Origin of the sequence: Candidatus Poriferisocius sp. (assembly GCF_965208475.1) — a bacterium.
Classification (GTDB): domain Bacteria; phylum Actinomycetota; class Acidimicrobiia; order Acidimicrobiales; family Bin134; genus Poriferisocius.
Genome location: NZ_OZ242338.1, coordinates 2935880 through 2949041, shown reverse-complemented (window position 1 = coordinate 2949041; position 13162 = coordinate 2935880). Strand labels below are relative to the sequence as shown.

General features: G+C 65.1%; 15 protein-coding genes. 9 read left to right on the top strand and 6 right to left on the bottom strand.

The annotated features are described in order from the left end of the window. Positions 1-8 precede the first annotated feature (8 nt). The 3 genes from ACOGXA_RS13775 to ACOGXA_RS13765 all read right to left on the bottom strand — a co-directional run bounded on the left by ACOGXA_RS13775 (position 9) and on the right by ACOGXA_RS13765 (position 3324). Positions 9-1199, bottom strand: a complete 1191-nt coding sequence (locus tag ACOGXA_RS13775) for an ATP-binding protein (RefSeq protein WP_419926987.1) — start codon at positions 1197-1199, stop codon at positions 9-11. Positions 1200-1375: 176 nt separating this feature from the next. After that, positions 1376-2185: an enoyl-CoA hydratase/isomerase family protein gene (locus ACOGXA_RS13770; RefSeq protein ID WP_419924435.1), complete on the bottom strand. Its 810-nt coding sequence runs from the start codon at positions 2183-2185 to the stop codon at positions 1376-1378. 11 nt (positions 2186-2196) lie between these two features. After that, positions 2197-3324, bottom strand: a complete 1128-nt coding sequence (locus ACOGXA_RS13765) for an LLM class flavin-dependent oxidoreductase (protein ID WP_419924434.1) — start codon at positions 3322-3324, stop codon at positions 2197-2199. 263 nt (positions 3325-3587) lie between these two features. Between ACOGXA_RS13765 and ACOGXA_RS13760 the strand changes: the two genes are divergently transcribed. From ACOGXA_RS13760 to ACOGXA_RS13740, 5 genes are read left to right on the top strand one after another with little or no spacing between them, the layout of a single operon-like run. Beyond that, entirely contained in the window at positions 3588-4553 is a 966-nt protein-coding gene (locus ACOGXA_RS13760; protein WP_419924433.1) for an alpha/beta fold hydrolase, read from the top strand. Further along, positions 4553-5506: an alpha/beta fold hydrolase gene (locus ACOGXA_RS13755; RefSeq protein WP_419924432.1), complete on the top strand. Its 954-nt coding sequence runs from the start codon at positions 4553-4555 to the stop codon at positions 5504-5506. Before ACOGXA_RS13760 ends, ACOGXA_RS13755 begins: the two co-directional genes overlap by 1 nt. Then, positions 5503-6675 carry a hypothetical protein gene (locus ACOGXA_RS13750; RefSeq protein WP_419924431.1) on the top strand — a complete coding sequence of 391 codons (1173 nt, stop codon included), beginning with the start codon at positions 5503-5505 and terminating at the stop codon, positions 6673-6675. Before ACOGXA_RS13755 ends, ACOGXA_RS13750 begins: the two co-directional genes overlap by 4 nt. A gap of 14 nt (positions 6676-6689) precedes the next feature. Then, positions 6690-6986: a type II toxin-antitoxin system HicB family antitoxin gene (locus ACOGXA_RS13745; protein WP_419924430.1), complete on the top strand. Its 297-nt coding sequence runs from the start codon at positions 6690-6692 to the stop codon at positions 6984-6986. Further along, positions 6983-7192 (top strand): type II toxin-antitoxin system HicA family toxin, encoded by a 210-nt coding sequence (locus ACOGXA_RS13740; RefSeq protein WP_419924429.1) that lies wholly within the window; start codon positions 6983-6985, stop codon positions 7190-7192. Before ACOGXA_RS13745 ends, ACOGXA_RS13740 begins: the two co-directional genes overlap by 4 nt. Before the next feature lie 33 nt (positions 7193-7225). On the opposite strand, the gene ACOGXA_RS13735 is transcribed toward ACOGXA_RS13740, so the two are convergent. The 3 genes from ACOGXA_RS13735 to ACOGXA_RS13725 are packed head-to-tail and all read right to left on the bottom strand — an operon-like array spanning position 7226 to position 8724. Then, entirely contained in the window at positions 7226-7984 is a 759-nt protein-coding gene (locus ACOGXA_RS13735; protein WP_419924428.1) for an SDR family NAD(P)-dependent oxidoreductase, read from the bottom strand. Further along, positions 7977-8438, bottom strand: coding sequence for a hypothetical protein (locus ACOGXA_RS13730; protein ID WP_419924427.1), 462 nt, complete (start codon positions 8436-8438; stop codon positions 7977-7979). The genes ACOGXA_RS13735 and ACOGXA_RS13730 overlap by 8 nt, the downstream gene beginning before the upstream one ends. A 7-nt stretch (positions 8439-8445) precedes the next feature. Continuing rightward, entirely contained in the window at positions 8446-8724 is a 279-nt protein-coding gene (locus tag ACOGXA_RS13725; protein WP_419924426.1) for a hypothetical protein, read from the bottom strand. 19 nt (positions 8725-8743) lie between these two features. On the opposite strand from ACOGXA_RS13725, the gene ACOGXA_RS13720 reads away from it, so the two are divergent. Genes ACOGXA_RS13720 through ACOGXA_RS13705 form a run of 4 tightly spaced genes read left to right on the top strand, consistent with a single transcriptional unit; the run spans position 8744 to position 13143 of the window. Continuing rightward, a complete protein-coding gene (locus tag ACOGXA_RS13720) occupies positions 8744-10012 on the top strand; it encodes a sulfotransferase family protein (RefSeq protein WP_419924425.1) in 1269 nt (422 codons plus the stop codon). Between the two features lie 2 nt (positions 10013-10014). Beyond that, on the top strand, positions 10015-10695 hold the full coding sequence (locus ACOGXA_RS13715; protein WP_419924424.1) for a PaaI family thioesterase: 681 nt from the start codon (positions 10015-10017) through the stop codon (positions 10693-10695). Positions 10696-10717: 22 nt separating this feature from the next. Further along, positions 10718-12064 (top strand): aromatic ring-hydroxylating oxygenase subunit alpha, encoded by a 1347-nt coding sequence (locus tag ACOGXA_RS13710; RefSeq protein ID WP_419924423.1) that lies wholly within the window; start codon positions 10718-10720, stop codon positions 12062-12064. Next, a complete protein-coding gene (locus ACOGXA_RS13705) occupies positions 12061-13143 on the top strand; it encodes a phosphotransferase family protein (protein WP_419924422.1) in 1083 nt (360 codons plus the stop codon). Before ACOGXA_RS13710 ends, ACOGXA_RS13705 begins: the two co-directional genes overlap by 4 nt. Positions 13144-13162 lie beyond the last annotated feature (19 nt).

The following is a 13162-nucleotide window of genomic DNA, read 5'->3' as shown; positions in this document are numbered from 1 at the left end:
ATGGGGGGCTAGTGCCAGAGCAAGCTGATTGGTGCAGCCCAGATCTTGTCAGTCACCTTGCTTCGGACATGGCTGATGTAAGCGCCGGTGGTTAGCACCAATCCGAGCCTGAACCTGTCACCAAGCTTTTGAGACAGCCACTCGATGTGCTTGATGTCGGCCGGCCGGTGCCGGTTGGCCGACTTGATTTCGATGGCGATGATTCCCCCATCGTCCGTTTCGATGATTGCATCGATCTCGTGTACGCCCTTGTGAGTGCGGAGGTGGCTCAGCGCATCCGGCCGGTCGAGGGCCTCAATCTCGGCCCGGAGTTGATTGAGCACGAACGTCTCAATGACCCTGCCGTAGAGGTCGCCGCTCAGCTTTAGTTGGGCCAGCGGCTTGTTCATAGCTGCTATCAGCAATCCCGAGTCGCTGAACAGCATCTTGGGGGACTTGGCCAGAGCGGGAATCTCTTCGTTGATGAACGCGGGCACTTCAACGGTCACATCCAAATCCAGCAGGATGTGGCGATAATCCCGGTGGGTTCCCGGGTTCACTTGGGCAGCGTTGCGCAAGCTGCCGTCTTCTGGCGATCGGGCAGTATGCAGGGCGGCGGCAGAGAGGTATCTGCGGAAGTGGGAGGCAGAGCGACGCGACCCAAATAGGGGCAGGTCTCGTCGTAGAAGCACTCGCAGGTAGTCGCGGCACCACGTCTGTGAGTAGGCCTCAGAGCTTTCTGCTGCACATTCGGGGAACCCGCCGACAGCGGCAATGTCCAAGTATCCGAAAATGTCGGGAACGTGCTCTGGGCGGGACTGGGGGGGAGTGCCATTGAGCAAATTGGAGACTGCCGTAGATCCGTGGGGATGCGCCACTCGCGAAGTCCTCTCGCGCACCGTCATCGGATTGAGCCGGACAATCGCTGCCCGGCCAGTCAGCGATTGGAACTCCGAACGACTCAGTGGATCAGGCGAACCGGTGAGGATGAACCTCCCAGGTCTTCGGTCGCGATCGACCGTGCGTTTGATGGCTCGTACAACTTCAGGACCCATCTGCCACTCGTCAATCAGGAGTGGTTCTTGGAATTGCGCGAGGGCGGCCTCAGGGCTGTCTTGAAAGACGGTGAGGGTGGCCAAATCGTCGAAAAACGCGATTGATTTCGCAATTTGTCGAGCCGTGGTTGTCTTGCCGACTCCCCTGGCCCCTGTTACGAGCACAACCGGGTGAGTCTTGAGGGCCCGCGACAATTGAGCGTCGACAAGGCGGGGAATGTACTTCACCAATTGCAGCGTAGCAGCAATTGGTGGCTTAGCGTGGCAGTATCTGGCGATATAGCGCGGTAGTTATCGGAGCTGCTAACCTCCTATGGACCCTAGTCCTGCGGATCTGATCACTAACTCTTGGGCTGGCGTCCGAACCGCTCCATCGACTTCTCGAACTCTGCCACCGTGGAGTAAACCGCCACCCGGTCGAATTGCCGCTGGATGTTCCGGTCGGTGATATCGGCGTGTACATCCACCGCCATCTTGGCCAGACCCAACGCCTCGGTGGGCAGCGACATCAGGTGTCGGCAGAAGGCGTACACCTCGTCCATCAGCGACTCGGCCGGGTACACCCTGTGGATCAGCCCGATAGACTTGGCCTCGTCAGCGTCGATCTCCATGGTGGCCATCGCCATCCACTTGGCCCAGCTCGGGCCGATCAGCCGGGTCAGCCTGCTGGTGCCGCCGCTTCCGGCGATGCCCCCCAGCTTCACCTCGGGTAGGGCGAACGACGCCTCCGGGGTGCAGAACCGGAAGTCAACCGACCCGGACATCTCCACACCTGCCCCTAGACATCGCCCCTGTATGGCCATGATCACCGGCTTTTCCACCGCTTCCATCTCGTCGTAGAGCAGGTGGTGGCTGCGATAGTCCCGGCGGAAGTTCCACCCCGGGTGCTGGTCCATGGTCTCGGGGTCGCCGGGCCGGTTGCCCGCTGGGCTGGAGATGTCCTGGCCCGCGGTGAAGTAGCGGCCCTTGGCGGTTATCACCATGCAGCGCAGGTCGTCGCGGTCGCCCAGCGCCAGCACCGCCTCCCACAGCGACGCGGTCATGTCATGGCTGATGGCGTTCAGCTTGTCGGGGCGGTCAAGGGTGACCGTGATGATGCCGTCGTCGATGTCGATAACGGCGTTGGGGTGGCCCCCAGGCGCCTCAGCCATGGTTGCCGATTCTAGGCGGCGGCCTCGCGCAGGCGAGTTGTGCGGTGAACCGGATCGGTGTCGATCTTGGGGATCACGTGCTTGCCCAACAGCTCAATGGTCTTGAGGTCGTCGGCCCGCTCGCTGGAGCCCATGCCGAACACCAGTTGGTCGGCGCCGGCGTCAGCCCATTGCTGAGCACCCTTGAGGGCACGGTCGGGATCGCCCATCACGCTGCCCGGTTGGCCGACGCCCTCCCACAGCTCCTCGGCAGAGGGCATGGGGATGGTCTGGGGCCACGGCGGCACCCACTCAGGCCGGGGGAAGGTGTCGTGGTAGCGAAAGACGTTGGACTGGAGGTAGGTCATCGATGACCGCAGCGCGTGGTCCACTGCCCCCTGATCAGTTTCGGCCACGAACGCCCCGGTGGTCACCATGAGGTTGTCGTTCACGAACGCCCCCACCGGCTCGGCGTTGACGATGTCGCGCTTGTAGGCCTCCAGCACCGGGGCCAGCTCGTCGAGAGCCCCCACCGAGAAGCCGAGCACGCCGAGGCCCTTGCGGGCGGCCATGGCGTAGCTGGTCACGTTGCCCGCGGCGTACCACATGGCCGGATGCCCCTTGCCCCACGGCTTGGGCAGCACCTTGCGGGGCGGCAGCGACCAGAACTTGCCCTCGTAGCCCTCGTAGGTGTCTTGGGTCCACATCTTGGCGAACTCGCCGATCACGTCTTCCCAGATTTCCTTGGTGTGAGAGGTGTCGGTGATGCCCTCTTTGTGCAGGAAGCCGAGGATCTCGTGGCTGCCCGCGCCCCGGCCGGTGCCGAACTCGAACCGGCCACCGGTGAGGTGGTCGAGCATGGCCACCCGCTCGGCCACCTTGGCCGGGTGGTTCACCTGGGGCAGCGGGTTGAAGATGCCCGATCCGATGTGGATCCGCTCGGTGGCGTGGGCCAGATAGCCGGCGATGGCGTCGTTGGCCGACATGTGGGAGTACTCGTCGAGGAAGTGGTGCTCGGGCAGCCACACATACTTGAACCCCGCCTTGTCGGCGGCGATCACCAGATCCAATTCCTCCATGAACGCCTTGTGCTCGGCATCTGGGTCATTTTCCCGGCGATGCTGGGGCACGTACCCCTGGATGAAAAGTCCAAACTCCATGACGGCCTCTCTGTCGGGTTGCTATTGGCTGACATTTCCTAGCATCCCGCCCGCCTCCGGGCCTAAGAGCGCGCGCGGATAGGCACTGACCTGCGAAAATGCCTGAACCTCTGGCTGCTCCTTCAGTACCTTGACCTGCGGCTTTGCAAGTGCAGATCACAGCCGGGACAGAATTCTCCAAGATTTGCTTCACCTATCCGCGCAGCCTCTAAGAATGGTGGCCCTTAGCGCATTTTGCCCGGCTCCCCCTAGGCTTCCGGGCCGTGCCTCCCATTCGACCCGATCAGCCAGCCACACCACCCCCCGATGCCTTCACCATCCACCGGGCGCCGGTAGACGGCGACCTGTCGCTGGCCTACGTTCGCGAGGGAGTGGGCGGCTACCCGCTGGTGCTGGTCCACGGCTACCCCGAGACCAAGCGCATCTGGTGGCGCAACATCATCCCGCTGGTCGAGGCCGGCTATGAGGTGATCGTTCCCGACCTGCGGGGCTACGGCGACTCCGACTTGTCCGACAACGACCAATACGACTTGGTGCTGTACTCCCGCGACATCCACACCCTGGTCCACGACGTGCTGGGCCACGAGCGGGTCGGGCTCCTGGGGGGCGACGTGGGGGGCGCGGTGATAGTGGACATGGCCAACCGCTGGCCTGAGTTCACAGACCGGATGGTGTTCTTCAACACGGTGGCCCCGTTCATCGTCGATCAGGTGGACTGGTACACCGAGCGGGGCCTGTCGCTGAACCCCCTGCCCCACGGACCCACCGGCGACTACCGCATCCGCCAGGGCCGCGACCCCGACCAGCTCCGAGCCGACCTCGACACCCCCGATCGGTGCCGCCGCTACGTGCGGGACTTCTACGAGCACCGGCTACTGGCCTCGCAATACTCCTTCGAGGAGGGCGACTACGACTTCATGACCGAGCCGTTCGCCGACCTGGAGCGCCTGGCCGCCGGGTGGTCGGTGTACCAGCTGGAATACGGCCGGCCGATGAGCGAGCCGCCCATGATGGGCACCCAGGTGCAGGCCCCCACGCTCATCTTGTACGGCCCCGACGACCAGGTGGTGCCCAAGGACTTCCCCAAGCGCTGCGAGATCGCCTTTGCCAACCGGGTGGGGCCGGTGGTGATCCCCGAGTGCGGCCACTTCCTCCAGTGGGAGCGGGCCGACGTGTTCAACGAGCTGGCCAAGTACTTCTATGCCGATCTGCGGGAGGGGCGAAGCTGATGCACCTCAATGAGTTCGCCTCCACCGCTGACCCGCTGGACATGACGGTCACCGCCGAGTTCGAGAGCCTGTGTACCAGCGCGGCTGACCTTGGTATCGCCCACGGGACCGGCATTTCCTATGTGTCCCGCAACATCGTGGCCCGCCACCACCGCTTCCATTTCTCAGAGTGGGGCCACCCCGATAACCCCACTGTCCTGTTATTGCACGGCGGCAACCAGTCGGCCCACTCCTGGGATCTGGTCAGCCTGGCGTTGGCCGACCGCTACCACGTTTTGGCCCTCGACCAGCGGGGCCACGGTGACAGCGAGTGGGCCCGCGACGCCGACTACTCCTCAGGTGCCATGGCCGCCGACGCCGCCGCCTTCTGCGAGGCGCTCGGTGTGGCCGACCCCATCATCATGGGCCACTCCATGGGCGGCATGAACACCATGCGCCTCACCCTCGACCACCCCGATCTGGCCAAGGCCATCGTGTTGGTGGACATCGGACCCGAGATCTCCGAGGTGGGCACCCAGGTCATCCGCACGTTCGTCACCGAGAACCGGGAGTTTCAAGATTTGGACGACTTCGCAGCCGCGGTGCAGAAGTACGATCCGTATCGCACCCGGGAGCACATCGAGCGCACCGTCAAGTACAACCTGCTCCAGCGGGTGGACGGCACTTACATCTCCAAGGTGGACCACGGCCCCCGGCTGGCCCACGGCGCCGAGCACCGCCGGGCCGGCGACCGCTTCACTCTGGAAGACGCCGAGCGCATCGCCCAACCGGTTTTGCTGGTGCGGGGGGCCGACTCCTGGGTGCTCACTGCCGAGGCCGCCGAGCGATTCGCCGACGCCCTGCCCCACGGCACGCTGGTGACCGTTCCCGATTGCAGCCACAACGTGCATGGCCAGAACACCCCCGGTTTCCTGGCCGCGGTCGAGCCGTTCTTGGCAAGCTTCTCCACATGAGCGACATCAGCACGGCGGTAGAGGCTTGGGATGAGTGGTGCGAGCTGCTCAAGCGCATGGGCCGTGAAGTGGTCGCCCCGCCCTATCCCACCGACGACGGCGGCGATCTGGAGATGCTCGAGCACCTGGCCGACAACGTGGAGGCGTTCCTGGGCTGGGAGGTTTTCCACGCCGACCCCGCCCGCCCGTTCTTCAACCGCCAGAACGATTTGACCGTCCAGTGGGGCGGCCCCAACGCCGACAACGTGTACCGCCACGCCCGCATCGAGCCCGGCCGCCGCTACCGGATCACCGGCAACATGCACGGCTGCGACGACTTCATCCTGGCGCTGCGGGCTGGGTTTATGCACAACGACATCTGGGGCACCAAGGCCACCGTCACCGCTCACGACCTCGGCCTCGGCCGCCACGACGACTTCGAGATCCTTTTGGGGGGCGACGACCCCGGCGCAGTGACAATCCCCGACGGGGTGCTCTCCGCGTCGATCCGGGAGTACTACTTCGACTGGACCGCGGATGAGCCCGCCTTCTTCACCATCGAGTGCCTCGACCCCGAGCCTGCTCCTGTGCTCGACGGGCCTGTCTTCGCCAACCGGGTGCGCCGGGCCATGATGCAGATGACCGACTCGATCGAGCGCTGGAACGCCTACATGGTGATGAATCGGGCCGAGCGCATCGACAACAGCTTCACCAACCGCACCCTGGAGGTTTCCAAAGGCCTGTCCATGGCCCGCTACGAGTTCTGCTTCTGGGATCTGGAGCCCGACCAGGCCCTGATCGTGACCGCCGAGGTGCCCGAGGCCCACTACTGGGGCGCCCAGCTATACATGATGGGCACCTTCGAGCTAGTCGACACCTACGCCCACATCTCCTGCCGCAACCAATCCCAGACCACGGTGTCGTCCGACGGCAAGGTGCGCTACGTGGTGTGCGGCACCGACCCCGGCGCCGCCAACTGGCTCGACAACGCCAACCGCCGCAACGGCCTCTGCACCCTCCGCTGGTTCTGGCCCACCGGCGACCGGGCCATGGACCCCACCACCGAGGTAGTCGCCCTAAGCGACGTTGCCGCCGCCCTGCCCGCCGATCATCCCGCTATCTCCCCTGCTGAACGCGCCGCCGACCAAGCCACCCGCCAAGCCCACCTCAGACACCGGTTCCGGACCTGAGTAGCAGTACCAAGTTGCTGCTCAGCGCGGTATCTTCTTGGTGTGAGTTCTTCGACGCAGCGGGGACGGCAGTGATGCCAAAGCAGTACAAGCTGCCCTACACGCTGAAGGCACCTTCCGAGGAGACCGAGAATATGTACCTTGCGGAAGTGCCTGTGCTTCCGGGTTGCCGAGCATGGGGCGCAACCGCCGAAGAGGCCCTGTTCAACCTGGAAGGCGTAACGGCGGACTTTATTGCGTCTTGTGAACACCACGGTGATCCACTTCCCGCTGCCATTGCGGCTGCTGGCGAGCTTGTAATCGCGGTTTGACCTATCGAGAACTCACCCGCAAGTTGCGTGCGCTTGGCTGCGAGTTCGATCGCCAGTCACGTGGCTCTCATGAGATCTGGCGGAATCCCGCCAGTGGCACGCGGACCACGATCCCTAACTGGGGCGGCAAAGATCTTCGGTCTGGAACGATTCGCGCCATACTGCGAGATCTTCAGGTCGATCGGAACGCCTTCGACAGGACTTGACGCCTCGGCCTCTCGTGATCTGCTTGTCTCTAATCAGGGCCGCATCAAGCCGCCGCCGTCCACCTGGAACGTCTCGCCGGTGACGTATTGGCTGGCATCCGACAGCAAAAACCCGATCACGGGCGCGATGTCGCTCACCGGGTCGCCGTCGCGGCCCATGGGGTGGTTGTCGAACAGGGCCTTGTAGGAGGCCAGCCGGTCGGGATCGTCGTCGGGCGGGGCTCGGTGGGCCACCGACGCCGGGTTCACGCAGTTCACGGTGATGCCGTCGCAGCCCCACTCCCGGGCCGCGGTTCGGGTCAGCGAGCGAATGGACTCCTTGGCCGCCCCGTAGGGTCCGTAGCCCGGCCCGCCGGTGATCCCCACGTTGGTGCCGAAGGTGATGATGCGACCCCGGCCCTTGGCTGCCATGTGGGGGTGTACCGCCTGCATGAACCACAGCGTGCCCTTGGGCCCCGTGTCGAAAAGCACGTCCATGTCCGACTCGTCCACCTCCAACAGCGGCATGGTGGGTCGGAACGACTGGGCGTTGGCCACCAGCCCGTCCACCGTGCCCCATCGCTCCACCGTGCGGTCCACCACCTCGATGGCGTGATCCTGGCTGCCCACCGACCCCGCCACCGCCAGCACATCGCCGCCCCGATCCCGCAATTCGGCGGCAGCGGCCTCGATCCGCTCACGCTTGCGGCTGGTCACCGTGAGCTTCACGCCCTGGTCCACCAGGTACTCGGCGATCCCCCGGCCGATGCCCTTCGAAGCCCCGGTGACGATTACGACCAACCCCTCAAGCATCGCCTGAGCGTACCGTTCTAGGCAGTGACAGCGAGAAGCGCTGCTCTTGGCCCTTCCAGACAAGTTCTCCCAGGTTGAGAATGTCGCGCCCTATGAGGATGTCGCCTGCATCGATGAGACCCTCGTAGGCCTGGACGGGAAGAGGATCAGGTGGTTCCTTGTATCCCGGACCCACGGTCACCGAAATGGTGAAGGCCGCAGTTCTGACTTGTCCCATGGTTGTCAAGACCGTGGCATGGCGCACAGGTGTGATGGCGAGCGCTTGCACTACTGCCTCGGTTATGACCGACGCTTCGGCACCGGTGTCGATGACTCCTCGACCCCTGAATCCGGTAGAGATTGATCGGTTGTCAATACGGCGGTGTTCGATCTCCTCACGCGTCAATCCGAGTTCTACTTCTACAACTGCTCCGACCGCGCCGATTTCTCCGGTTATACGCCCGAAGCCAGACATCTAGCGGCTAATCAGCTATCGCCATATGAGGTATATGGATCGGCTGCTCTTCGGCGAGGATCTCATTGATCAAGAAGCGGGCCGGTGGTCGATGGGAAAACCCCGCTGCCGCAGCTTCGATGTCTGAGCCAAAGAACTGTGGTTGTGGATCACCTTCAATCAGAAGTGCCCACTGGCCAGAATGTTTGGTAACCAAAGAGGCTCGCTGAGCGTCAAAGCTGGCTTGCAGCCGTTCGAGTACAGGATCAGTCTGGATGTTCTGCATTGTACCGGCTGACAGCAGCAACTGGACGTACAGTTCAGAAATGAGCTGGACTCCTGATCCTCGGCCCGGCTGGGTTGCTGCGGTCAATCGGGGCGAGGCTGGCCCGGTGGTCGACGAGGCCCGCCGCCCATTCGACCCCGATCTGCTGATGGCTGAGGCTCTAGTGCGCCAAGGTCGGGCTCCCGACGAATGGACTGCGTTGGGCGACGACGACTTCATCGAGCCGCTCAGCCTGTTCTGCCACGGACTGGAGCACGAGGCCGACCTAACAGTCATGGGCCGATGGATGTCACGGCGGATGATCCTGCGGCTATTGGAGGTCCGCATCCAGCTCAACGACTACCTGGCCGCCGATCCCGGCACGCTGCAAGAGCCCATCGAGGAGCCCATCTTCGTGATCGGCGCCCCCCGCACCGGCACCACCGTCATGCACGGCGTGCTGGCCCAAGACCCCGCCCACCGGGCTCCCGAGGGCTGGGAACTGCTCCGCCCGGTTCCCCCGCCCCACCCTGATCCCGAAATCCGGGCCGCTGATCCCCGCATCCCGTTGGCCGGGGCCGAGTTGGTCATGCCCCAGACGGTGGCCAGCGGCATGCTGGCTATCCACGAGTACTCCGGGCGCATGTTCAAAGAGTGCCTGTCGGCCATGTCGTTCGAGTTCCGCTCCGAGGAGATGGTCAGCCGCACCGACGTGCCTGCCTACCAGAGGTGGTTCGACACCGCCGATCTGCGCCCTGCCTATCGCACCTACCGGAAGGTGCTACAGGTGTTGCAGCGGCGCATGCCCACCCGACGGTGGGTGCTCAAATCGCCCGCCCACCTCCAGGGCCTGCCCGCCCTGTTGGAGGTGTTCGACGACGCCCGCTTCGTGATCACCCACCGCGATCCCACCGCCATCCTGCCCTCGGTGACCAGCCTCATCGCCACCCTGCGCTGGGCCCACTCTGACCGGGTGGACTTCGCCGCCATCGGCCGCTACCACCTCGAACTCTACGGCCGCAGCCTCGACAACCTCATCGACCTGATTGACTCCGGGCGCCTGCCCCCCGATCGGACCGCCCAAGTGCCCCACAAGCTGGTAAGCACCGACGGGGTGGCCGCCGCCCACTCGGTGTATGAGCAGCTTGGCATGGATCTGACCGCGGAAACCGAAGCGGCTATGGCTGCACGGGTGGCCGCAACCCCGCCTGGCAAGCACGGCGAGCACCGCTATGAGTTCGAGGATCTCGGGCTGACCCGGGCCGAGGTGAGGACCCGCTTCGCCCGCTACATCGAGCGCTTCGACATCCCGGTGGCCGACAATGTTTGAAGATGGCTGACCAAGAGCACCCCGAAACGGCGTCGGCCTATCGGCTGGCCGAGCTGTTGGGCGATTTGCCCCACCCCGACGACTTCGGCCCCGAGGCCTACGAGCTGGTGGAGCGCACCCGCGACCTGGTGGCCGCAGTGTCGGCCAACGACGCCGACCCCGCCACCCGGGCCGAGATGGCCCAGACCCTGGCCGAGATCACCGAGCGGCTGCGGGCCGCGGCCCGCGATCCCCACATCGTGGTGGCCAAAGACCACGAAGGAACCATCTACAACCTCACCCAGGCCGGATCGGGCCTGCTCAACCCCCACGCTCCTCGGCTGATCTTCGATCCGGTCCCCCCGCCAGACCCCGATGCCGAGCCCCGGCCCGTGGAGATGCGGGCCACCGTAACCCTCACCGAAGCCCACTCCGGCCCACCCCACCGGGCCCACGGCGGCGTGGTGGCCACCATCTTGGACGAGGCCCTGGGCACCGCCGCCACCCGAGCTGGCGCCACCGGCCTAACCGCCGGCATCAACATCCGCTACAACACCGGCGTCCCCCTCCACACACCCCTCGAGGTCACTTGCCGCTACTCCCATACCGAAGGCCGAAAGCACATCGCCACCGGCGAACTGAGGGCTGGCAACACGGTGTGTGCCACCGCCGAAGCCATCTTCATAACCGAGTCGAGGACATAGGCCGTGTGCCACGATGGTCGGCATGGTTGACGTCGCACCGCCGGACGAGGCCGACATACTGGGCACCGCAGTCACCGCCTCAGGTCTGGCCGCCCAAGCCCCGGTGAAGATCCCCGTCCAGCGCTACCTCTCCGCTGAGTTTGCCGAACTGGAATACGAGCGCATGTGGCCCAAGGTGTGGCACGTGGCCTGCACCGTCGACCACATCGCCAACCCCGGCGACTGGTTCGAGCACCGCCTCGGCAAGTACTCGATCATCCTGGTGCGGGGCGAAGACGGCGTGCTGCGCGGCTTTCAGAACGTGTGCCGCCACCGGGGCAACTCCCTCTGCCAGGGCTCGGGCACCGGCATCACCGAACTGCGCTGCCCTTACCACCGCTGGGCCTGGGACCTCACCGGCCGGCTGCGGGAAATCCCCTCCCGCCGCGGCTTCGGCCCCATCAGCAACGACGACCTCCCGCTGGTGCCGGTGCGGGTGGACACCTGGGCCCGCCTGGTGTTCGTCAACCTGGATCTCGACGCCGAGCCGCTGGCCGACTGGCTAGAGGGGATCCCCGACGACATCGCCTGGGCCAACCTGGATGAGTTCCGGGGCACCTACTCCACCGCCACTGCGGTGAACTGCAATTGGAAGGTGGTCAACGAGGGCTTCTCCGAGACCTACCATGTGCAGGGCCTCCATCGGGAGATGCTGGGCAGCATCAACGACGTCAACTCCCCCCAGCGCATCTGGGACCGCCACGGTGTGTCGTATCAGCCCTACGGCGTGCCCAGCCCCCGCCTGGGCCGCAACGTGGACGACCAAGCGGTGTGGGACTCCTTCATCGTCACCCAGGGCGGCCGCATGGGACCGGACTACAGCGAGCCCTGCACCGCGCCCGATGTGCCCGACGGCCAGACCCTCCAAGACGTGATTGCCCAGAAGATCCGAGACCACCAGGCCACCATGGGCGTAGATCTATCTGGCTACGACACCGCCCAGATCACTCACCTCAGCCAATACAACCTCTTTCCCAACGCCACGGTTTTGATCAGCGCCGACATCTTCACCGTGCTGACCGCCCGGCCCGGCCCCAATCCCGACGAGGGCGAACTGGACACCATCCACCTCAGCCGGATGCCGGCGGCCGACGCCGCGGCCTCGTCGCCGGTACACGTCACCGTGCCCATGGACCAGGCCGACTTCGGGTTCGTGCTCAACCAGGACTTCAGCGTCATCCGCACCATGCAAAAGGGCCTCCACCAGCCCGGCTTCACCCACGTGTGGCTGTCGGGCGAGGAGTGCCGCATCATCAACATGCACCGCAATCTGGAGCAGTACCTCAACCTCGAGCCCGGCGGCTGGGTGCCGGTCGACTCGGCCCGGTGAGCCTGCCCGAACACCCCGAGGCCATCACCCCCGACTGGCTCACCGAGAACCTGGCTGAGCGCTATCCCGGCACAGTGGTCACCGCGGTGGAGGTGCTGGCCATCCACGCCGGCACCAATGCCAACGCCCGCCTGGCCATCACCTACGACGGCGACAGCGACCTGCCGTCCACCATGTTCGCCAAGCTCCCTCCGCTTGATCCCGACCGCCGAGCCCAGATTAACCAAACCGGCATGGGCCGCCGGGAGGCGCTGTTCTACCAGCGCTTGGCCCACGCGGTGCCTATGCGCACGCTCACGCCTTACGTTGCCGCCTTCGATCCCGATACCGGGGCTTTCGTGCTGTTGCTGGAAGATCTGGACAACTCGGCCAAGTCCCTTCCCGATTACAGCACAGGGGTGCCGGTGGCCTACGCCGCCGAGGCCATGGACCACTTTGCCGAGCTCCACGCCCGCTACGAGGATCCCGACCGCCGGGCCGCCGAGGCAAGCTGGGTGCCTCTGGCCAACAAGGGCAGCGACTACGGCGCTCGTCTCCTGCGCTGCGGGCTGGACAACCACCGCGACAAGCTCACCGACGCCTTCGCCGAGATCGCCGAGCTCTACATCGCCCACACCGCCGAACTCCACAATGCGTGGGCCGCGGGACCCATCGGCGGGCCGCCCACCGTGCTCCAGGGTGACGGCCACATCGGCAACCTGTTCATTACTGAGGCCGGCGGGCCGGGCTTTTTGGACTGGGGCCTCATCAACGTGGGCGCCCCCATGCGCGACGTGAGCTACTTCCTCAACATGTCGATGGCCCCAGAAGACCGCCTAGCCCACGACAAGACGCTGATCCAGCGCTATCTCGACGGCCGCATCCAGCACGGTGCCCAACCCATCGCCTACGAAGACGCCTGGCTGGCCCACCGCATCCACGCCGCCTACACCGTCCCCGCTAGCTGCCAAGTGGTCACCTTCCCCGAAGACGCCTCCTCCGGCCGCCAAGCCTTCGCCGCCGCCTTCCTAGCCCGCTGCGAAGCCGCCCTGGCCGACCTAAACCCCCGCCCCGCCCTCCGCAGCGCAATCGGCCTCTAGCCGCCAATAAGCCACACAC